The sequence below is a fragment of the Candidatus Brocadia sinica JPN1 genome (assembly GCF_000949635.1).
Classification (GTDB): domain Bacteria; phylum Planctomycetota; class Brocadiia; order Brocadiales; family Brocadiaceae; genus Brocadia; species Brocadia sinica.
The window spans coordinates 1,059,465-1,080,358 of record NZ_BAFN01000001.1; the positions used below are offsets into that span (position 1 = coordinate 1,059,465).

The 20,894-nt window shown below is 44.0% G+C and carries 20 protein-coding genes and 1 riboswitch; of the genes, 18 read left to right on the forward strand and 2 right to left on the reverse strand.

Going from position 1 to position 20,894, the window contains the following annotated elements:
• Window positions 1-11: 11 nt before the first annotated feature.
• From glmS to BROSI_RS04815, 6 genes are all read left to right on the forward strand, one after another.
• Window positions 12-1,838 (forward strand): glutamine--fructose-6-phosphate transaminase (isomerizing), encoded by a 1,827-nt coding sequence (gene glmS, locus BROSI_RS04790; protein WP_052562632.1) that lies wholly within the window; start codon window positions 12-14, stop codon window positions 1,836-1,838.
• 146 nt (window positions 1,839-1,984) lie between these two features.
• Window positions 1,985-3,346 (forward strand): DNA recombination protein RmuC, encoded by a 1,362-nt coding sequence (locus BROSI_RS04795; RefSeq protein ID WP_052562633.1) that lies wholly within the window; start codon window positions 1,985-1,987, stop codon window positions 3,344-3,346.
• 774 nt (window positions 3,347-4,120) lie between these two features.
• Window positions 4,121-4,459 carry an REP-associated tyrosine transposase gene (locus BROSI_RS04800; RefSeq protein ID WP_052562634.1) on the forward strand — a complete coding sequence of 113 codons (339 nt, stop codon included), beginning with the start codon at window positions 4,121-4,123 and terminating at the stop codon, window positions 4,457-4,459.
• Between the two features lie 115 nt (window positions 4,460-4,574).
• Window positions 4,575-4,937, forward strand: a complete 363-nt coding sequence (locus BROSI_RS04805) for a hypothetical protein (protein WP_052562635.1) — start codon at window positions 4,575-4,577, stop codon at window positions 4,935-4,937.
• A 202-nt stretch (window positions 4,938-5,139) separates the two neighbouring features.
• Window positions 5,140-5,541, forward strand: coding sequence for a hypothetical protein (locus BROSI_RS04810; protein ID WP_157842390.1), 402 nt, complete (start codon window positions 5,140-5,142; stop codon window positions 5,539-5,541).
• Between the two features lie 174 nt (window positions 5,542-5,715).
• Window positions 5,716-5,925: a ribbon-helix-helix domain-containing protein gene (locus tag BROSI_RS04815; RefSeq protein WP_052562637.1), complete on the forward strand. Its 210-nt coding sequence runs from the start codon at window positions 5,716-5,718 to the stop codon at window positions 5,923-5,925.
• A gap of 153 nt (window positions 5,926-6,078) precedes the next feature.
• Here the strand turns inward: BROSI_RS04815 and BROSI_RS19710 are convergent, their stop codons facing one another.
• Window positions 6,079-6,240 (reverse strand): hypothetical protein, encoded by a 162-nt coding sequence (locus BROSI_RS19710; protein WP_157842391.1) that lies wholly within the window; start codon window positions 6,238-6,240, stop codon window positions 6,079-6,081.
• Window positions 6,241-6,295: 55 nt separating this feature from the next.
• Window positions 6,296-6,562, reverse strand: a complete 267-nt coding sequence (locus tag BROSI_RS20720; RefSeq protein ID WP_230400644.1) for a hypothetical protein — start codon at window positions 6,560-6,562, stop codon at window positions 6,296-6,298.
• Between the two features lie 412 nt (window positions 6,563-6,974).
• Between BROSI_RS20720 and BROSI_RS04825 the strand changes: the two genes are divergently transcribed.
• The 12 genes from BROSI_RS04825 to BROSI_RS04875 all read left to right on the forward strand — a co-directional run bounded on the left by BROSI_RS04825 (window position 6,975) and on the right by BROSI_RS04875 (window position 20,855).
• Complete coding sequence (locus BROSI_RS04825; RefSeq protein WP_052562639.1) at window positions 6,975-7,604, forward strand: site-2 protease family protein; 630 nt, start codon at window positions 6,975-6,977, stop codon at window positions 7,602-7,604.
• Window positions 7,605-7,650: 46 nt separating this feature from the next.
• Window positions 7,651-8,397 (forward strand): segregation and condensation protein A, encoded by a 747-nt coding sequence (locus BROSI_RS04830; protein ID WP_052562640.1) that lies wholly within the window; start codon window positions 7,651-7,653, stop codon window positions 8,395-8,397.
• Window positions 8,398-8,619: 222 nt separating this feature from the next.
• Complete coding sequence (locus BROSI_RS04835; RefSeq protein ID WP_052562641.1) at window positions 8,620-8,802, forward strand: Trm112 family protein; 183 nt, start codon at window positions 8,620-8,622, stop codon at window positions 8,800-8,802.
• Window positions 8,795-10,477 carry a membrane protein insertase YidC gene (gene yidC, locus BROSI_RS04840; protein WP_052562642.1) on the forward strand — a complete coding sequence of 561 codons (1,683 nt, stop codon included), beginning with the start codon at window positions 8,795-8,797 and terminating at the stop codon, window positions 10,475-10,477. Before BROSI_RS04835 ends, yidC begins: the two co-directional genes overlap by 8 nt.
• Before the next feature lie 14 nt (window positions 10,478-10,491).
• Complete coding sequence (mnmE, locus tag BROSI_RS04845; RefSeq protein WP_052562643.1) at window positions 10,492-11,898, forward strand: tRNA uridine-5-carboxymethylaminomethyl(34) synthesis GTPase MnmE; 1,407 nt, start codon at window positions 10,492-10,494, stop codon at window positions 11,896-11,898.
• 1 nt (window position 11,899) lies between these two features.
• Window positions 11,900-12,367 carry a deoxycytidylate deaminase gene (locus tag BROSI_RS04850; RefSeq protein ID WP_052562644.1) on the forward strand — a complete coding sequence of 156 codons (468 nt, stop codon included), beginning with the start codon at window positions 11,900-11,902 and terminating at the stop codon, window positions 12,365-12,367.
• A 179-nt stretch (window positions 12,368-12,546) separates the two neighbouring features.
• On the forward strand, window positions 12,547-13,056 hold the full coding sequence (gene nrdR, locus BROSI_RS04855; RefSeq protein ID WP_052562645.1) for a transcriptional regulator NrdR: 510 nt from the start codon (window positions 12,547-12,549) through the stop codon (window positions 13,054-13,056).
• A 17-nt stretch (window positions 13,057-13,073) separates the two neighbouring features.
• Window positions 13,074-15,527 (forward strand): anaerobic ribonucleoside-triphosphate reductase, encoded by a 2,454-nt coding sequence (nrdD, locus tag BROSI_RS04860; protein WP_052562646.1) that lies wholly within the window; start codon window positions 13,074-13,076, stop codon window positions 15,525-15,527.
• A gap of 91 nt (window positions 15,528-15,618) precedes the next feature.
• Complete coding sequence (locus BROSI_RS04865) at window positions 15,619-16,353, forward strand: anaerobic ribonucleoside-triphosphate reductase activating protein (RefSeq protein WP_052562647.1); 735 nt, start codon at window positions 15,619-15,621, stop codon at window positions 16,351-16,353.
• Window positions 16,354-16,396: 43 nt separating this feature from the next.
• On the forward strand, window positions 16,397-16,537 hold the full coding sequence (locus BROSI_RS19720; RefSeq protein WP_157842392.1) for a hypothetical protein: 141 nt from the start codon (window positions 16,397-16,399) through the stop codon (window positions 16,535-16,537).
• A gap of 226 nt (window positions 16,538-16,763) precedes the next feature.
• On the forward strand, window positions 16,764-20,387 hold the full coding sequence (smc, locus tag BROSI_RS04870) for a chromosome segregation protein SMC (RefSeq protein WP_052562648.1): 3,624 nt from the start codon (window positions 16,764-16,766) through the stop codon (window positions 20,385-20,387).
• Window positions 20,388-20,463: 76 nt separating this feature from the next.
• Window positions 20,464-20,524: riboswitch (Fluoride riboswitch) on the forward strand.
• A gap of 130 nt (window positions 20,525-20,654) precedes the next feature.
• Window positions 20,655-20,855 (forward strand): hypothetical protein, encoded by a 201-nt coding sequence (locus tag BROSI_RS04875; RefSeq protein ID WP_052562649.1) that lies wholly within the window; start codon window positions 20,655-20,657, stop codon window positions 20,853-20,855.
• Window positions 20,856-20,894 lie beyond the last annotated feature (39 nt).

The window sequence follows — 20,894 nt, forward strand, 5'->3', positions numbered from 1 at the left end:
GAGATAAACGTATGTGTGGAATTGTAGGATATATTGGACATAACAAGGCTGTCGGGGTGCTATTAGACGGTATCAAAAGACTTGAATACCGTGGGTATGATTCCTCCGGGATTGCATTCATTGAGAACGATATTCTGAAGTGCGAAAAGGCCGTAGGCAAGATCGCCGAACTAGAGAAGAAACTTGATGGGAACAATTTCAATACACATGCAGGGATCGTCCATACACGATGGGCAACGCATGGAGCCCCAACCATGGAGAATGCCCATCCTCATGTTGATTGTCATAATGAGATTGCCGTGGTACATAATGGAATTATCGAAAATTATGATTATTTAAAATCAAGGTTAGAACGGGAAGGACACATCTTCCGGAGTGAGACAGATACGGAAGTCCTTGCACATCTCATCGAGAAATATTTTCAGAATAACCTCGAAATAGCCGTTATGGAGGCACTAAAAGAGGTAGAGGGGACCTATGGCATTGCAGTAATCTCCACGAAAGACCCACAAAAGATTGTAGCGGCGAGGAAGGGATCTCCTCTCGTAATAGGGATTGGGACTCAGGAGTATTTTATTACCTCTGATGTTTCCGCCTCACTGGAGCATACGAGGGACGTGGTGTATCTGGATGATAATGAGGTGGCCATTCTTACCTTGAACCATTACGAAACCAAGACTATGCAAAACATCCCCACCTACAAAAAGGTAGAGGAGGTACTGTGGAATATCGATATGATCGAGAAGGGTGGCTATGAGCATTTTATGCTCAAAGAAATCCACGAACAACCCCAGGCGTTGCGAAACGTCATGCGCGGAAGAATTGAAAGTAATAGCAGTTTAATAAAACTGGGTGGATTAATGAGCTCTGAAAAGGAACTCCGGGAGGCGAAACGCATCGTTATCGTTGCTTGTGGTACTTCCTGGCATGCGGGGCTTGTGGGAGAATACATGCTGGAAGAACTGGCGCGTATACCTGTTGAGGTGGAATACGCCTCAGAATTTCGATACCGAAATCCCGTGATTGAAGAAGGCACGGTAGTGATTGCCATAAGCCAGTCCGGTGAAACGGCAGACACCCTGGCGGCAATGCGAGAAGCCAGGCACAAAGGAGCCAAGTTGCTTTCTATCTGTAATGTTGTAGGTAGCACCATAGCCAGGGAGGCTGATTGCGGGATTTATTTGCACATCGGCCCTGAGATAGGAGTTGCATCCACCAAGGCGTTTACCGCACAGATTACTGTTTTATATCTGTTTACTCTTTATATGATGAATCTGAAATATCCCCATACACCAACACATTCTGACATGATTAAGGTCATCCAATCAATACCCGATAAGGTACAGATCATTCTCAACATGGAAGAGAAGATTGTGGAACTTGCAAGGATATATAAAGACAGTGAAAACGCCCTCTATTTGGGGAGAGGATACAACTATCCGGTAGCGCTTGAAGGTGCATTAAAACTCAAGGAAATATCCTATATTCATGCCGAAGGCTATCCAGCGGCCGAGATGAAGCATGGCCCCATTGCCCTCATTAATAAGGATATGCCAGTGGTCTTTATTGCCACAAGAGATAGTGTCTACGGAAAGATCTTAAGTAATATTGCAGAGGTCAGATCCAGGGGTGGGAGGTTGATTGCAATTGCAACTGAGGGAGATGAACAGATCATAGAAAAGGTCGATCATGTCTTTTACATACCCAAGACCTCCGATTGCCTGACACCAATCCTTTCCGTGATACCACTTCAATTAATGGCCTATCATATGGCAGTCATGAGAGGATGCGATGTAGACAAACCCAGGAACCTTGCAAAGAGTGTAACGGTTGAATGAAATCATATTTCAATGATTAGAAATTCAATATAAAAGGGTGGCACGGACAAACTTTGTTTGTCCGTGTTTAATATAAATTGTGCCAAAGCTTAAAAATCGTGTTTTCCCCTAATTGCGTATAATTTGTTTTTAAAAGATGGATTCCTATGGAAATTCATTGGTTAATTATTGCAATGGTAACCGGGGTTTTTGTGGGAACCGCTGTCACCTGGCTGCTCTGCAGGGTACGCATCACAACGCTCAACGAACAATATATCGCAACTCAGCAGGATCTGGCAAATACACGGGCTGATCTTGACCTGAAGAGCGAAACAGTTTCCCAACTTAATCAGGTAATCGTGCGGCTGGAGACTACACTCGAACACGAACGTAAGACGACTTATGAAAAACTGAACATTCTTAACGATGCTACTCTGAAGCTGGGCGATGCCTTTAAGGCACTTTCATCAGAAGCACTGAAAAGTAACAACCAATCCTTCCTGGAGTTGGCAAAAATTACCCTGGAAAAATACCAAACCGAGGCGAAGGGAGACCTTGAACAGAGGCAGAAGGCTGTAGAGCATCTCGTCACACCCATCAAACAGTCCCTGGAAAAAGTAGACACCCAGATCCAGGAATTAGAAAAAGCACGACAGCAGGCATATGGGAGCCTGACCGAGCAGGTCAAGTCCCTCATATACACACAGGAGAAGCTACAGTCTGAAACTGGCAATCTGGTCAAGGCCCTCCGGACACCGACGGTACGAGGCCACTGGGGAGAGATACAGCTTAAGCGGGTGGTCGAGATTGCCGGCATGCTGGAATACTGCGATTTTGACCGGCAGCAAACGGTAACAACAGAAGACGGCCGATTGCGGCCCGATATGCTCGTGAGGCTACCGGGAGGGAAGAATATTGTTGTTGACGCGAAGACGCCTCTCTTGGCGTATCTTGATGCCTTAGAATCCACAAACGACGACCAGCGCTTATCAAAGCTCAGGAGCCATGCGCAACAGATTCGGTCTCACATGACAAAACTGAGCGCAAAATCTTACTGGGAACAGTTTCAACCCACACCGGAATTTGTAGTTCTTTTTCTGCCCGGTGAAATGTTTTTCAGTGCCGCCCTCGAGTTGGATCCCGCACTGATTGAAGAGGGCGCAAAACAGCATGTCATCCTGGCCACACCGACAACCCTGATCGCACTCCTGCGTGCCGTGTACTATGGCTGGCGGCAGGAACAGGTATCAGAGAACACCAGAAAAATTAGTGAACTCGGACAGGAGCTTCACGAACGTATTGCAACGATGGTTGAACATCTCACGAAACTCGGCGGATCCCTTGGAAAGGCTGTGGAAGCGTTTAATGCCGCAGTTGCATCCTTTGAAGGTCGTGTGCTCCCGTCCGTACGAAAGTTCGAGGCACTTGGCGCAGGAAGCAAAAAGGAGATCGAGGAACTTACTCCAATTGACAAAAACCCCAGGGTGCTTATGGAAATCCAAGGTGAACATGACACAAGAATTTGCTAAAAACACCAATTCTCGGACAACCTGGAACGATTTGACCCCGTTCGTTCCCCGGAAAATACGAAAAAAGCTTGACATTGAAAAACGACAAATGATAATCTCTGATCGTCTTCGCCAAAGACGTCAGCACAACGATGATCTACACCCATGTCTTGAGCAAAGGAGGCCACGGCGTCCGAAGCCATTTTACTGGGTTGTGGGCCGGATTATACAGAAAGTTAATCATTCTTAGAATTTGTCGAATCAAAACATCAGAGATTCGTTGGAAGACCTTGTCGGGAAACATTATTCAACAAGAAGACAGGAACTAAGAGACGGGAAAGAAATGTAAAAATAGTAGAAAGGTGCTTATAAAAGGAAAGGAAGGAGCTATGAATACAGCAAAGGACGACGTTAAATCATTACTTAAAAAGCTTCCGGATAAACTGCACGATAGAGGATATTCAGTATCATCTATATGTCATTGAAAAGATCCAGAAGGGCATTGAAAGGGCAGAAGAAGAGGGAACTGTTTCACAAGAAGACGTGGAAAAGCGGTTTAGCAGATGGACTACAAAATAATCTGGTCTCCTGTTTGTTTATCAAATAAAAAAGCAGCAGATTCTTATTGTGGCAGTGATTCATGGAAGGCGATTGTTTGAGACTATAACAGAACGATTTGAAGAATAAGCACATAACTATCGCATACCTCAGACCGTCGCTCTTTGCAGGTTCAAATATCGTAATAAAGGTTGGGTTGAGGAACGAAACCCAACAACCTAATATACCGAGAAAATAATGCAATATCGCAGACCTGCCTGTGCGATGCACGCAGACAGGTCACAAGCGCAAGGTGCAACGGTCTTCTTTACCGTAATAACATACAATAGAAAGAGGATATTATGTCAAAAGGCAAATGTGTCGCTGATAAAAGAGGCCTTCCAGTATATTGTCAGGCAACGCCTCTTTAGAATTCGGGCTTTTGTCTTACTTCCTGATCATATCCATTGTATGTGGACATTACCAGAAAATGGCAATGCTTTCTCAATGCGATGGCGATTGATCAAGAGTTATTTCAGCAGACGATGCAAGAGTGAGTACAAAAAATTTTTTGATGAAAATATGGGACATGAATAATCTCCGTTGTTGGGTTTCGCTTTGCCCAACCCAACCCTAACACAACCGACAGAATAGACCGGTTACAGGCTGGATCGCGTATGTGGGGCATAGACCTCAGAAAGGAGAAGTGATTATGAAGAACCTTGCTACTGTGTTGTGCCTGGTAGTAGCAGTGCTCCTTGGCGCAAGCTTGCCATCGCTTGCGGAACCGCCAGGATTAGAGAAAAAGGCTGACACGCCACCCGACTTCACTCATGGAGAAAAAACAGGATGGAAGGACAACTATCCTCCCGTCTGGGATCATAAAAGCGAAAAAGAAAAAGAGAAATGGAAAAAGGACATTCAAAAAGGCAGGGAAGCAGTCTCAAAAACTCTAGAAGGAAAAGGCTTGAGCAAAGAAGAAATAGCCCAGATTGCCCGTCAAATTTCTAGAGGGTATTTTTCAATCCTGTGGGTTGAAAAATACCCTCTGAGTGATCGTTTGGCAACAAGTTGACAATGCAAGTGCCATGAAAAGCGAAATGACTGAAAAACACGATCGACTCTTCTTCATCCTATTGGGTGACTGGACGTGGTGGGCCTGGACACTGACTGCCATTCTTTTGGCGATTGGTCTGCGTGGGCATCCCGTGACTTTCGTGGCGGCAATGGGGATCACTGGGTTTCAGGTAATTGTGATGCTGATCCGCGAGAAAAGTGTGTCCGCCTTTCCGGTGCAACTCCGTATCGCTTACCTGATGCTCCTGGGAATTTGCTTCGTTCCTCAAATGCGATGGCTTTACTGGCTTCCGACGGTTGGAACCTTTGCGCTGGTGATCTTTGGCTATTGTCTGATGGCTCGAATGCTTTCCCTCCTTCCATGGAACCGCCAGGAGGCCCTTTCGGCGGACCTCCTCCTCCGCACTTTCGTATCACGCCCTGACCTGTCCAGGCTTGCCGGAAATCGACAGACTGCGGGGTGCGCTGGGGGGCTCTGCACTATCGACGTTCAGGTGGGCCGAAGAAAGCACAATGCCAAATCAGGCGCTGCACCGAATAGTGGTCCCGCGACGCCTGTTAACCCTTCGGGAGTCAAGGAATGGCCTCCATCGGTGAACTGATCGTTATACTGGAAATATCTACTTATCTCGAAACCTTCTCATGCATACGTGCGTTATTGATAAAATAACACTGTTTCTTGTAACAGTGTTGTAGACATTCTATGTCTACACAACTAGCCATGAAAAATAATTAACAAAACCACAGGTATGATATAAGTAATACTGGAGTTGTTTATGGGCAAAATAAAGATTGCGATCACATTGGATGAACAATACATTGATCAGTTGGATAGATTCGTTCATGAACATATTTTTCAGAATCGCAGCCAGGCTATTCAGGAAGCTGTAAAGGAAAAGCTTGCGCGAATGAAACGCACCCGTTTGGCAAAAGAATGCGCGAAACTTGACCAGGCCTTTGAAAAGGCAATGGCAGAAGAAGGATAACAAATCACTTGCTATGGACAGACTATTGCCAGCAGCGCCGTTCAGACGTTATATTGAGAAAATTACAAACCTATTTCAATAAAAAACAAAGTACATAATACAATAACGGCTTTCCCATCAACTTCTTTCTGTCAAAAATACTATTATACTATTTTACTGAACCTTTACCGTTACCGATTTCTTGAGGCATCCTGCCTTAAATTTGACCTTTGCATCCTCGCCTTCCACCGGGTAATCGTATTCGCCTGTTACGGTAACTGTTACTTCACTACTTTCCTCTCGATTCAGGGACAGTTTATCAGGAGTCGCCGTCATCTCCCCCCAGGCATTTTCGAATCCCGGAACTGTGAGACGGTCAATTTGACCTTTGTTATTGAGCGCGCGTTATCGGCACCATCCGTACCGGTAACAAGTCCCAAATAATGAAAGCGACGGCAAAAGAAAAACTGGTGCAACGCCAAAAGGCAACCGATGGCTTCGCAGAACCCTGAATCAATCTGCCTGGGCTGCCAGCCATACCAAAAAGACTTATCTCTCTGCCCAGTACCGAAGGCTTGCATCCCGACGTGGGAAGAAACGAGCAATTGTTGCCGTTGGTCACACGATCCTTAAGATAGTTTACCATATGCTGAAACACAGAATCTCATACCATGATTTAGGAAACGATTACTTCGATCGTCTTAATTCTGAAAGTTTGAAGCGACATCTTGTTAAACGCCTCGAAAAGCTTGGACATAAGGTTACTTTAGAGCCATTAAAGGAGGTTGCTTAACAAGAGTTCCATCTTGCTTTCATATGAATAGTTATACAAATATTAATAATTAAATTTTCGAGTCAGGAAGTACGAGAATGATATTCTTACCCCCCTACATCGTATCTCACACCTCATCTTTGCACCTCTGCGGCTATTCTGACAAACTTGGCTCATTTGTGAAGATAAACTGTCAATAATGATTTTCAATTAAGTGCTTCAGACTTGACAACTTATTTTCGTTGTGTTAGTATGCTATCGTATGTTACTGGCTTAAAAAGGGAGAGTTTGTATATCTGTGAACCTGAACAATTTACTCATATCAATTCCAGCGATACTGTATGCATTAACCATTCACGAATATTTCCATGGCTGGACGGCTAATAAGTTTGGCGACCCAACGGCAAGGCTGCAGGGCCGACTGACATTAAACCCACTGGCACACATCGATATCCTTGGGGCGTTATGTTTTGTCTTTGCCCATTTTGGGTGGGGCAAACCCGTCCCGGTAAATCCTTACAATTTTCGAAACCCTCGCCGGGATAATATGATTGTATCCTTTGCGGGACCTGCCTCTAATTTTGTTTCCGCATTTCTCTTCGGCGTAATCTTTCAACTATTGCGGAACACGCCATTCATCCCAATGAATGTATCCGCCATTTTCTATAACCTTTTGATATCGGGGATTATAATTAATCTCTCGCTGGCATTCTTTAATATGATACCTTTATTCCCTTTGGACGGCTCTCACATCCTGGAAGGATTGCTACCCTATCCAATGGCGCAAAAATACAAAGAGATCGAGCGTTACAGCCCGTTTATCCTGTTGGGGCTAATCATTCTGGGAAATTATGCAGGCATCCCGATTTTAGGGATAATACTCGGCCCACCCATACAATATTTTCTCAGGTTATTTACGGGCTTATAATGTATCAGGAAATCAGTTTTTCATCTTTTCTGGCATTGCAAAAGGAATGACAAGCGAATATAAAGTAGATCTGGATATTTATAACGGCCCCCTTGATTTGCTTCTCTATTTGATCCGAAGGGAAGAGGTTAATGTCTACGATATTCCCATTGCACGAATCACAGATCAGTACCTGCAGTATATAGAAGCAATACAAGCCCTGGACATGAACATTGTGGGAGACTTTCTGGTAATGGCGGCTACCCTTATGTATATTAAGTCATACATGCTCCTTCCTCGCACGGAAATAAAAGATGATGAAGAAGAGATAGAAGATCCGAGGTCATCGCTGGTAAAGCAATTACTGGAATATAAACGGTATAAGGAAAGCACCTTTATTTTAGCCGCAAGGGCTGCTGAGTGGGAAAAAAAATGTATGAGAATACACACGGAGTTTCCAACAGAAACAATAGACAAGAAAGATGAAGAATTACCGGTAGTGGATGTAAGCGTGTGGGATCTTTTACAAAGGTTTTCCCAAATCATGAAACAGACATTGTTTGATGTATCCACTAAAGTAATCTACGATGACACGCCGATCCAGGAATACATGAACGAGGTCTTGGAAAGGGTACATCTCAACGACTCTCTGTCTTTTACAAATCTTTTCATGGGAATACACGAAAGGAGACGGGTTATTGGATTTTTCCTGGCGCTATTGGAACTGGTACGTCTCCACAGGATAAAGATAGAGCAACCAGCAAACTATGCAGACATCCAGATATCCTTATATTCTCAAACGATGCCATGTTAAACACAATTTACAATGAATCGTACTTTTAATTTGAAATTATTGGACTGGTTTGTTAGCATTCTGAGTTTATAGTAATTTCCCGTGAACGTTCAACACGGATGTCATATAATGCGGGTCTTTGATCACCAATTGTAATCAACAGGGCTGTCAGACAATCAAAGGCTATCAAATGGTCTGTAAATTCTATGAAATATCCATTTTCTGACAAAGGGTGATTCTCTAATGATTACCAAGGAATTGCTGGACATTCTTGCCTGCCCGCTCTGTAAGGCAGATGTCAGGCTGGAAGGCGAAAGAATTATATGCGCAAAGTGCGGACGACGGTATCCGATAAGAGACGATATTCCAATTATGCTTATTGACGAGGCAGAATTACCGGAGGAACAAAAAAAGATTAATGGATAAAAAGGCGCTTATTGCTATGATTATTTGCGGGATAATTATGTTGTTGTATTATCCCTTTATACTACCCCTGTTCTCTCCAAAAAAGGCCAAGGTTACCGAGGAAACAAAAGAAGAGGCTGTTTTGGGAAAACCACGTGAGATAAAGACTGTCGAAGCCCCCAAGCCTTTGCCAGCACTACCTGCCAAATCTCAAACGGACATTCCAGCCAAGGAAGTCGTTATTGAAAACGCATTTGTGAGAATGATATGGACGAATGAAGGGGCAGCGCTCAAATCCGTTAAGCTGAAACAATTTAAAGATGCCGAGGCAAAAAATATCCTGGATTTATTAAAAGATGTTAACACAGAATATCATCCGCTTGCGATAGAGAGTACCCTTCAAAAAACAAACCTTCAGAGGCAGCGATATACCATCTCCGAACAAAGCGGGAATAAGGTTGTATTTACTACCACACTGGAGGAGGGAATAAACCTTATCAAAGCAATCACTTTACCTCCGGACAAATACCATGTAGACGTGGACATTACCTTAGAAAACAACACGGATACTGAGGTTTCAACATCATACAGTATTATTGCATCTTCTATGATTACCCACGAAGGTGAACCTTCAACTGATATGGCAGCGGTAGCAGGCGTAGATTTGGGAAATAAAAGGACCAAACTCGTACGTATGGCGCCAAAGGAATTGCCTTCCAAGAATGAATCGGTAGGCATTGTCTGGGCCGGGTCAACGAATAAATATTTCTCCACGATCCTGAAACCTGCGCCAAGTGATTTGGTGGCATCTATTCATGCACAGGCATTTGACGCCCAAGGAATGATCTCACAGGAAAAGGCAGAGCATGGCGACTTTATGGTCACTTTACAAACAAACAAGTTTCGTATACTACCACATGAAGCAGTTAAACATGGTTACATCTATTTTGTTGGGCCGAAAAAAGAGCAAGTCCTGGAACAATACGAGACACTAGCTGTCCTTCTCAGCTATGGCTGGCTTACCGTAATAAGCAAAGTGCTTTTGACTTTTTTGAACGCCGTCCATCGTGTAATTCCCAACTATGGTATCTCAATCATAGTATTAACCATCATCATCAAGGCAATTCTTTTCCCGCTCACAAGAAAAAGCCAGGTCTCCATGTTCAGAATGCAACAACTACAACCCATGATAAACCAGCTCAAGGAAAAGTATAAACACGATAAACAAAAGATGGGAAGAGAACAGATGATGTTGTTTAAAAAATACGGAGTCAATCCCATGAGTGGCTGCTTGCCTATGGTATTGCAACTCCCTGTTTTTTTTGCACTCTTCCGCACCTTGCAGCTTTCTTTTGAAATGAGGCAGGCACCCTTCATGTTTTGGATCAGCGACCTTTCAAGACCGGATACCTTGTTGCTGCTTCCCTTCAGCATACCTTTTCTCGGAAATGCCCTCAATATACTGCCGTTAATTATGACAGGCGCTTCCTTTGCCCAGATGAAGGTCACACCCAAAGCACCGGCAGCAGATCCACAGGCACAGGCACAACAAAAGATGATGTCATTTATGCCTATCATGTTTGCATTCATATTATATCACATGCCTTCGGGGCTTACAGTCTACTGGACAACGAGTACTATATTTAGCATTATTGAGGGCATAGTAATCCGGAAAACTATCAAGAAGATAAAATAAACAATCCCTTATTTATGTGCCCCGAAATCCAGGATACGATTGTTGCTGTTTCCACGCCGTCGGGGAGGTCGCTGCACGCAATTATCAAGATCAGCGGCCAAGAAGCCATTCATTGTATCAAAGATTTTTTCGTTTCGGCCTCTCATCTTGATTTAGAGACTGCTCCTTCCTATTCCTCTGTACAGGGACACCTTTATATCCCTGAGGAATATATTAATATTCCTGTCGTTTTATATATCATGAAAAAACCCTATTCGTATACAAAGGAAGACGTGGTGGAAATCCATACCATCGGTTCCCCACCCCTCCTGGATATGCTTTTGAATGCTTTTTTATCAAAGGGAATTCAAACAAAAAGGGGTATCCGGCTTTCACAACCGGGCGAATTTACAAAACGAGCCTTCTTGCATGGTCGGATAGACCTTGCACAGGCCGAGGCTACCATGCGTATCATCCGCGCACAAACAGACCTCGAATTGAAGGCAGCAATTGCGCACCTGACCGGAGACGTTTCACAGGAGATCAGGCGTATACAAGATGATTCGATTTCCCTTTGCTCACATATAGAGGCATCTATTGATTTCTCAGACCAGGATATTGACCTGATATCAGCAACGGAAATCATGAAGCGGTTGGAGGCAATCAAAACAACAATTTCCCACTTTTTAAACCAACCGGAAACTAGCAGAGTTCCTCCGGAAGGGATTGATACCGTTTTGTACGGTAAGCCCAATGTGGGAAAGTCGAGTCTGATCAATGCCCTCTTGGGAAAGAGAAGGGCTATTGTTAGCGAGATACCAGGAACGACACGGGACGTGGTTACCGATATTTTAGAAATAGATGGAATTCGTTTTAAATTGACGGATACGGCGGGAGCAGATGATACAAAAGGCGCTGTTATCTCCAGAGCGATGGAAAAGACGCAATCCATGTTAACAAGGGCACAGGTATTGTTGCTTGTTTTTGATGGCAGCGCCAATTTGGGCGAACAATTCCTGGAAATAAATTTAGACGATTTGACGAATAATGTGATTGTTATAATGAACAAATGTGATCTCCTCCAAGAAATTCCTCATTACGAATTGCCGGAGAAGTTGAAAGAATATCCCATAATACTTACTTCCACACTGACCGGTGTTGGTTTGGAAAGATTGAGAGAGATGCTGGCAGAGACAGTCCTGGAAGGCAGGATAAACACATCAATAGCGCCACCGCTATTGAATATGCGCCAAAGAGAGGCACTCCAGCGGTCCCTTCAATCAATTCAACAAGCCATTGAATCGGCAAGAAATAATGAAAGCTACGAATTCATAGCATTGGACCTGCATACGGCAATAGATACCCTTGGTGAGATTATGGGAAAGGTTACCACAGAAGATATTTTAGATCACATATTTTCTGAATTTTGCATTGGGAAATAAGATGTCCAGGAGACCCTCGTGGGATGAATATTTTTTGCGAATTACCCGGGAGGTAGCACAACGCTCCACCTGCTTGAGAAGACAGGTGGGGGCGCTGCTGGTGATGGATAAACATATCCTGACGACGGGTTATAACGGCGCGCCGAGTGGACTCCAACATTGTTTAGAGATTGGCTGTTTACGGGAACAGCTCAAGGTGCCACCTGGAGAACGACACGAACTCTGCCGTGGCCTCCATGCCGAGATGAATGCCCTGCTCCAGGCGGCGCATTATGGCATAAAAATTTCTGGTGCGACATTATACAGCACCACGTACCCTTGTTCCCTATGTGCCAAGATGCTGGTGAATGCAGGCATCAAACGCATTGTCACCCTCACAGATTATCCCGACGCCCTTGCCAAAGAGATGCTTTCCATGGCAAATATTACCGTGGAATTTGTTAAACTGGACAACAACACAAAGGAATAGCCTTTGGAAAAAAGATTAAAAAGCAAAGTCAAAACCCGATAATGTCTAATTCCAAGAATCCTCTTGACATCATATATATTGTATGTTATATATTCTGACTATATCATATATAGGTATTCCTGATTGGCCATGCAACCTTATAAATATTTCGTCCGAGAGGCACTTCCCAGTAAAATTTTATGCAGTGTTTGTTTTGCAAAGTAGACAATGACAAAGTTATTAATTCCCGCACATCGGTTGACGGTTTGAGCATCAAACGCAGGCGGGAGTGTCTGAGTTGCGGCCGTCGATATACGACGTATGAGCGGATAGAAGAAAGTCCTCTCCGTGTGGTAAAGAAAGACGGGACGCGCGAGGCGTTTGATCGCAGGAAAATATTAAGTGGGTTGTTGAAGGCGTGCGAAAAAAGGCCAGTTTCGACTGATACGTTGGAAAATATTGTAAATGAAATTGAACGGGAAATTTACAACCAATTTGATCGGGAAGTAACCACAAATTTCATAGGGTCACTGGTGATGCAAAAATTGAAGATTCTTGACGCAGTGGCCTATGTTCGATTCGCATCAGTGTATAGAGAATTCAAGGATATCTCCGAATTTATTGATGAACTGAAGCCGTTGATGACGGGTGAAAAGAAGAAAAAAAAGGATGGGAGTAATGACTCCCGCAGTATATCTCTTCAACATTAGACCATAGGGGAAGGGAAATGAACACAGCAACAGCATTGGAGTATGTAGTAAAACGGGATGGAAGATTAGTGCCTTTTAACGAGAAAAAGATCGCAGATGCCATCTTCAAGGCTGCGCAGTCGGTAGGGGGTGAGGATCGCGCCCTGGCAGATGAACTGGCGGTTGTTGTTACCATGTTTCTGGAAAAAAAATATGCCGGGCAGATGCCGGGTATAGAGGACATACAAGATATCGTAGAGAAGGTGCTTATTGAGACAGGACATGCCAAAACGGCAAAGGCTTACATACTCTATCGTGACAAGAGGGCGAGGATTCGGGAATCACTTCGTGTCCGAAAGCACACAAAGAAACGGGCAGACACAACCGATGTCTCCCTTTTGGTCAATACAGAGACAAAAGACGAAACATTTCCCTGGGATAAAAGAAAGATTGCAGATGCCTTGATAAAGGAAGCTGATTTTTCAGAAGAGGTTGCGTCTGAAATCGCCGGCGCTGTAGAACAAAGGGTTTTTTCATCCGGATTAAACCGTATTTCTACAACATTGATCCGTGAACTGGTAGACAACGAACTCTTTGAGGGAGGCTACAATAAGAAGCTCGAAAAACAGGTCGTGATTGGTATGCCTAAGTATGACCTCGAAGAGTTGATCATGTCAAAGAACAAGGAGAACAGCAATATTGCCACGAATAACCCGGAGGCAATTAATCTTGCGATCGCCGAGAACACGTTAAAGCAGTTTGCCCTTCAGGAGGTATTTTCAAAGGATGTTGCAAACGCCCACCTGAGTGGTATGGTACACATCCATGACCTGGGTTATCCGACAAGGGTGTATTGTTCTTCTCACTCCCTTGAATATTTGAAAAAGTATGGATTGTCGCTTCAAAATCTGGATACAGAATCAGCGCCTGCAAAACATGCACGCACCCTGACAGGACATTTAAATACGTTCCTGGCCTCAATGCAGGCCTATTATGCGGGAGCCCTCGGCGTGGGATATGTCAATATCATGTATGCCCCTTATCTGGAAGGGATGAGCTACAAAGAAATGAAGCAAGAGGCGCAACACCTTATCTTCAGTTGTTCCCAGAGTGCTTTTTCCCGCGGGGGGCAGACCTTGTTTCTGGATTTTAACGTCCACACCGGTATTCCACGATATTTAAGAAATATCCCTGCTATCGGGCCCGGTGGAAAACCAACGGGGAAGACCTATGGGGATTATGAGGAGACGGCCCGTCAATTTACCTTAGCCATGCTGGACGTATGGCGTGAAGGGGATTGCTACGGACACGTCTTTGCCTTTCCGAAGTGTGATTTTCATATTAACGAAGATACCCTCAATGATCCTAAACAATACGAAATCCTGGAATATGCTTGTCAGATTGCCAGCGAAAATGGCGTTCCTTATTTCATCTTTGACAGGGATGAAATTACTCTGTCGGCCTGCTGCCGTTTGCGTACCACGATAGACGATAATTATATGATCAAACATCCTGAAAGTATGCGTTTCTGCGGATTTCAGAACATCACGATCAACCTTCCGCAGGCATCATACCGGGCAGGGAGAGGCGATTGGGATGCTCTGTATAAAGAGATTGATAGAGGCATAGAAATTGCGGTAAAGGCACATATCCAGAAAAAGGCGTTTGTAGGAAAATTAATGTCAAGTCCGGAGATGCCCCTCTGGGAGATTGGAAAGAAGGCAAAGGACGGTCGTCCGTATGTAGATCTGGAGACCTCAACATATATTGTGGGTATCTTAGGGTTGAATGAATGCCTGCAATTTATGACCGGAAGGGAATTACATGAAGGTGAGGATATGATTAAGCTGGGGCTGCGGGTCATTTCTCACATGTATATGCGTGTGAAGGAGGCAGGCAAGAAATATAAGTTAAAATTCTCTCTGGAGGAATCCCCGGCAGAAAGCGCCAGCAGACGACTTGCCAAGGTCGATGTAAGAAATTATCCGGAGGCAGCTGAAATGGTCAAGGGAAGCATTGAAAGGGATGAATTCTACTATACCAATAGCGTGCATCTGCGTCCTGATGCCCCGGTAGACATGATTACCAGAATCTTCCTCCAGAGTAAGTTCCATACGATGATTGAATCGGGTGCCATTATCCATGCGTTTGTGGGCGAAGAAAGGCCGTCGGCATCCAGCATCATGAATCTGGTCAAAAAGACCTTTAAAAATACCCAGGCCGCGCAGGTCACCATCTCTCCGGAATTTACTATTTGCAATGACTGCAAGAAGGTTACGCAAAAACTTACCGATATCTGCGGACACTGCGGTTCCAGGAATGTGTACGGTGTTTCACGGATAGTGGGATACTTCAGCCGCATCAATAACTGGAACAAGTCCAAGATCGGTGAACTGGCAGACAGGCACAAGGGCAATTATAGTGTAAGTGATCTTCTGCCTAAGAAGGAGCCCGGTATCTGCGGAGTCGTGTATAACGAAGTGCTAAGGTGAAGCGGAGCGCATCAACAAACGGTTTAAACAGTTTAGGAGGGGTTCGCTTCACTTAACCCAGTCTTTAATTCTACCTTAATTATGATATAGCATGATCGTACCAATCAAGGGATTTATAGAAAATAGTCTTATCGAATGGGAAGGGAAGATTGTCTCTATAATCTTCCTGCCAACATGCAACCTCCGTTGTCCTTATTGCCATGCCCCCCATTTGGTTCTAACCCCGAATGAGTTAGAATCCATTCCTGTCGATGCCGTTATTGGCAAGATACGGCAAAATCTTGGCTGGGTGGATGGTGTTGTAGTCACGGGTGGCGAGCCAACCTCACAGAAACATCTCGGCGTATTCCTTAAGTCATTAAAAGACACCGGAATTCTGGTTCGTCTGGATACAAACGGCACGAATCCTGATGTGCTGAAAGATTTAATTGACAGAGGACTTCTGGATTGTGTGGCTATGGACATCAAGGCGCCTCTTCAGAGGAAGAAGTATGAATTGGTTTCAGGCGTGTCTTGCAACATCGAAGACATTAGAAAGAGCATTTGCATTATCATGGAAAGCGGTATTGAGCATGAATTCCGCACGACCGTTTGCCCGTCACAGTTGGATGGAGACGATATTGAAAATATAGCCAAAACCATCCGAGGCGCCGGGCGATATATACTACAGTCTTTTAGACCGAATCATTGCCTGGATACAGAGATGTTGAACATTGAGCCGTATCCTGCCGAAATACTCAGGGGTTTTGCAACAAGCGCCGGTAAACATGTTGGCTACTGCTGTGTGCGCGGCGAAGCGGGGAAAGTTTTGCAAAGAAATTGGTAAATTCATTATACCGTTTGGTCTCGGTTATAGCCAGGGAAAGGGGGTGATTGTATATGGCGATGAAGAAGTGTGGAAGTTCTGGAAAGACAGTAAAAGGAACTACAAAGAAAGCAACAACAAAGAAGTCAACAAAGAAATAATAACGGGTATGTATCAGCCGAAAAGCATCTTAAAAGACTTTTAAGATAATTTTACGGGCGAAAGGTTTACTTAACTGATATTTTAGTTATAATTGGATTTTGTATGCTGAGTGTAGGTATCGAGGATATTATGATTACTGTATAAAGCGATCCGTATATTTCATGTAAGAGACCAAATGTAGTATGTATAATGAAAAGGGGGTGTTTCGCTCTAACGAAATACCCCCTTTCGTGATTTAGCACGTCGTCGGTAATTTTGAAATTAGAGCCATGAAACTGAAAAAACTAGAATTATTCGGATTCAAATCTTTTGCTGAAAAAACTGAAATTGTCTTTGAGGATGGAATAACCGTCATTGTGGGTCCTAATGGATGCGGAAAGAGTAATGTCATTGATGCCATTAAATGGGTACTTGGCGAACAAAGCGTGAAATCATTACGGGGTAACGAAATGGCTGATGTGATCTTTAACGGAACGGATAAGCGCCCATCATTAGGTTATGCCGAGGTATCCCTGACTGTCCAGAACAATAAAGGACTTCTGCCACTTGAATACACCGAGGTCTGCATAACCCGCCGTTTATATACTTCAGGTGAATCGGAATATCTTATCAATAAACAGGCAAGCAGATTAAAGGACATCCGGGAGCTTTTTCTCGACACGGGTTTTGGTGCAAATGCCTATTCCGTGATTGAACAGGGCAATGTGGAAGCCATGCTTCAGGCGGATTCTCGCGAGAGGCGACTCTTATTTGAAGAGGCCGCCGGGATCAGCAAGTTTAAATCACGCAAGAAGGCGGCATTGAGCAAACTTGAACATGTGGAGCAAAACCTGCTCCGGGTTGGAGACATTGTCGAGGAGTTACAAAAGCAGCTTCGTTCGGTAAAACTCCAGGCATCCAAGGCTCGAAAATATCAAGAATATGTGGAACAACTGAAAAAATTAAAGGTCGGACTTTCGCTCAAAAACTATCGTGATCTGAAAAGGAAAAAGGCAGCTGTTTCAGAACAGGTTAATCAGACCAACGAGCAAAGCAACAAGGCAGTTACCGAAATGAACGAACTTGGTGTACAGATAAATGCAATCGATGGCATGATAGGACAATTAGAGAAACAATTGGCACAGATGCAGACCGAGCGGGTTAACCTGGAGGCGCAAATATCCAAAAATCAGGATAAAGCGAAATATGATCGGGAACGTATTAAAGAATTAGAAACTCTTCGGGAAAAATATACTGAACAACAAAAGGGCATGGAAAATAAGATACAGGAAACGAACAACAAGGTTACAGAGACGAAGGAACTGTTGAATACCGTAGAGCAAGAAATTATAAAGTTTGTAGATATCCAGAAGATAAAAGAGACTGCCCAGAAGCAGATCAATCTCGAGTGCGATCTGTTGTACCAGGGTATTGATGAAAAGAAGTCAGAGGTCATCTCTATCCTTCAACAAGAATCCAGCCTCCAGAACGAGATTGGTAGCCTGACAACAGAGAAAGACACCTTGAAAGGCAGAAAAATCAGGCTTTCGAAGAGACAAGAGGAAATCACTTCTTTCGTTGATGCCCTGATGTCTAAATATCAGGAAACTACAAAGGAAAAGGATGTCCTGGTTGAAGAATCTAACACCCTGGATCAGAAAATATCCACTTCAAAGGGGCGCATACAAGAACTGGTAAATATGATACGGTCTCTCGACGAGCAAATCAATCAGCAAAAGCAATTACAGAGCAGCAAAACCTCCCGGCACGAAGTGCTTATGGACTACGAGATGCGGGCGGAAGGTGTGGAGTCTGGTGCAAAAGCCATCCTGGAGGAATCCAGGAAGGACCCTGCAGCTGTAAAGGGCATGCGGGGCATGATTGCCGACCTGCTAAAAGTCGATCTCCAGTATGCATTGGCCATCGAAACTGCCCTGGGTGAAAGGGTACAGGGTATTGTTACTGATACCACCAATGATGCCGTCCAGGCTATTGCATTCCTGCAAAAGAGCCAAAAGGGACACGCTATCTTTTTCCCGTTGGATAGAACGGACGGCCAATCTTCCATCCCAGAGGAAATCCTGCAAAAGCCAGATGTTGTCGGTATTGCAAGGAAACTCGTCAACAGTACAGAAGAGGTTTGCAAGGTTGTTGATGATTTCCTGAATAATACCCTTGTTGTAAAGGATCTTGCTACTGCACTTGCCATGAGCAACGATAACCGTACTATCCGGTATGTTACGCTCGATGGCGAGTTATTAGAACCAGAAGGGGCGCTCAGTGGTGGTAAGAAGCAGGGGCAGGTAGGGATCATATCACGTAAAAGTGAACTGAAGAAGATTGAAGAAGAACTGGTTCAAATCCGGCAAACCCTCGAGAGTTTGGAACTGAATAAACAATACCACATCGAGGAACTCACTGGGCTTGAAGCGGAAACAGCCCAATTGGCGAAGAGAATAGAGCAGGTAAATATCCTGAAAATTTCCAAAGACAATGAGATTGCGCAGAATGAACAGAAACGGGAAGAACTTACTGCAGAGAAAAAGATCAACGAGAATGAGATGGAAGAGATTGTCGTGGAGGTGGAAAATGCTTCTGAACGCGAGAAGGGTTTGCAGACAGAATTAATGCAGCTCAACCAGCAACGCAAGCAATTAGAACAAGAGGTCGAGGAGTCCTCCATGCTTGTGGAAGAAAAAGAACATTTAAAAAAGAGTGTTCAGGATGAAATAACAGCGGTAAAAATCGGCCTTGCGCAAAGACAGGAAAAGAAAGATGGGCTGAGTAAGGCCTTGAATAAACTCGATGCAGAGTTGCGGGAAACACAGGAACAGATTAAGCATATTGTACACGAGCAGCAAAGCTGCCAGCAGAAAAAGCTGGAAGCAGAAGAAGAGATTAAACACCTGGAACTCCTCGTAAGTGAACTTGCTACCAGGAAGACTGAATTGGAAGAGTCAATGTCGTCTCTCAAAGCCGAGCAGGACGGCTACAATCTTAAAGCGAAAGAATTAAGGGCATATCTTGAAGAAAAACGAACAGAACACAAACATTTCGAACAACAGCTTCAGGAATTAAAACTCAAAGAAAACGAGTACCAAATTCGTTTGTCAAATCTGGAAGAGCGTGTCCGTGAAGAATATCAGCTTGATCTGTCAAACTTGGATGCTACCACCGAAGAAATCAAATTGGAACTAACTACGTCACAGCCTGAATCTACCGATCCCGCTCAGCCCCAGGTTGATTTCTGGGAGGCGGTTTCCAGGGAAATAGAAGAGCTGCAGGAAAAGATCGGAAGGCTGGGAAATGTGAACCTGGAGGCCATCAAAGAACAGGACGAACTGGAGATCCGCGAAACATTCCTGGTAAATCAGAAGGAAGACCTCGAAAAATCCCAGGAGGCCTTGCAGAACCTGATAACAAAGATCAACCACACCAGCCGGGAATTATTTGAAAAGGTCTTTAGTGATATTCGCCAGAATTTTCAGGTAATGTTCCGGAAATTGTTTGGCGGGGGCAAGGCAGATATACTTTTAGAGGAAAATGTGGACATCCTGGAGGCGGGCATTGAGATCATGGCACAGCCACCCAATAAAGAACTCCGTTCAATTACCCTCCTCTCCGGTGGTGAAAAGGTAATGATCGTCGTGGCGTTGCTTTTTGCTGTATTCCAATCTAAACCCAGCCCATTCTGCATCCTGGATGAGGCAGATGCCGCCCTGGATGAAAGCAACATCAATCGATTTACCCATATTCTGAAGGAATTTACCAAAGATACACAATTCCTCGTTATTACCCACAACAAGGTCACCATGAGCGTTGCCGATGTGATGTATGGCATTACCATGCAGGAACCGGGTGTATCCATGAAGGTGGCCGTTAAATTTGAGGAGATCGAAAGGAAGGTTGCTTAAAAACCTTTATCGACTATTTATTTCTATAAATCTGCTTGACAAAAAATTGAATACGTAGTATATTTTCGCATATAATTAAAATTCAGGCGATGGAGTTCGCCAATTGCTATATGATAGCTGATAACTCCTATTGAAGCCAGATACTTCGATAGGAGTTTTTTATTTATAAGAACCCCTGTCGAAGACAAGGTCTCGACAGGGGTTTTTTTATTACACCGTTATACTGCGTAAAATAAATCCCTGTCCTAAAATTCCTAGGAGGGATTTATGGAAAAGATTATCGGTATTAAGGATCTTCAGGATGCGGGTTTGTTGGGCGTTAAATATACGGAGTCAGATTTGTGTGATGCCTTTTTGATGTACTGGATTTCAAATAATAAGTTAAATAAAGACCAGGTTGTTTTGCGTGACGGTGAATTTATGCTTGATATCCGTAGTTATTTTGAGTCGTGTAATTGGATGGTTTAAGCAGAAAAGTGTAAAAATGATACAGGAAGAAAGGCAGAC

Bases quoted from the DNA above. Each gene is read 5' to 3' on its own strand.
- BROSI_RS04875 (WP_052562649.1), top strand. From the start codon at position 20,655: ATGGAAAAGATTATCGGTATTAAGGATCTTCAGGATGCGGGTTTGTTG.
- BROSI_RS04835 (WP_052562641.1), top strand. From the start codon at position 8,620: ATGATTACCAAGGAATTGCTGGACATTCTTGCCTGCCCGCTCTGTAAG.
- BROSI_RS04805 (WP_052562635.1), top strand. From the start codon at position 4,575: ATGAAGAACCTTGCTACTGTGTTGTGCCTGGTAGTAGCAGTGCTCCTT.
- yidC (WP_052562642.1), top strand. From the start codon at position 8,795: ATGGATAAAAAGGCGCTTATTGCTATGATTATTTGCGGGATAATTATG.
- smc (WP_052562648.1), top strand. From the start codon at position 16,764: ATGAAACTGAAAAAACTAGAATTATTCGGATTCAAATCTTTTGCTGAA.
- BROSI_RS04850 (WP_052562644.1), top strand. From the start codon at position 11,900: ATGTCCAGGAGACCCTCGTGGGATGAATATTTTTTGCGAATTACCCGG.
- mnmE (WP_052562643.1), top strand. From the start codon at position 10,492: ATGTGCCCCGAAATCCAGGATACGATTGTTGCTGTTTCCACGCCGTCG.
- BROSI_RS04815 (WP_052562637.1), top strand. From the start codon at position 5,716: ATGGGCAAAATAAAGATTGCGATCACATTGGATGAACAATACATTGAT.
- BROSI_RS19710 (WP_157842391.1), bottom strand. From the start codon at position 6,240: ATGACGGCGACTCCTGATAAACTGTCCCTGAATCGAGAGGAAAGTAGT.
- BROSI_RS04795 (WP_052562633.1), top strand. From the start codon at position 1,985: ATGGAAATTCATTGGTTAATTATTGCAATGGTAACCGGGGTTTTTGTG.
- nrdD (WP_052562646.1), top strand. From the start codon at position 13,074: ATGAACACAGCAACAGCATTGGAGTATGTAGTAAAACGGGATGGAAGA.
- BROSI_RS04830 (WP_052562640.1), top strand. From the start codon at position 7,651: ATGACAAGCGAATATAAAGTAGATCTGGATATTTATAACGGCCCCCTT.
- glmS (WP_052562632.1), top strand. From the start codon at position 12: ATGTGTGGAATTGTAGGATATATTGGACATAACAAGGCTGTCGGGGTG.
- nrdR (WP_052562645.1), top strand. From the start codon at position 12,547: ATGCAGTGTTTGTTTTGCAAAGTAGACAATGACAAAGTTATTAATTCC.
- BROSI_RS04865 (WP_052562647.1), top strand. From the start codon at position 15,619: ATGATCGTACCAATCAAGGGATTTATAGAAAATAGTCTTATCGAATGG.
- BROSI_RS04800 (WP_052562634.1), top strand. From the start codon at position 4,121: ATGCAATATCGCAGACCTGCCTGTGCGATGCACGCAGACAGGTCACAA.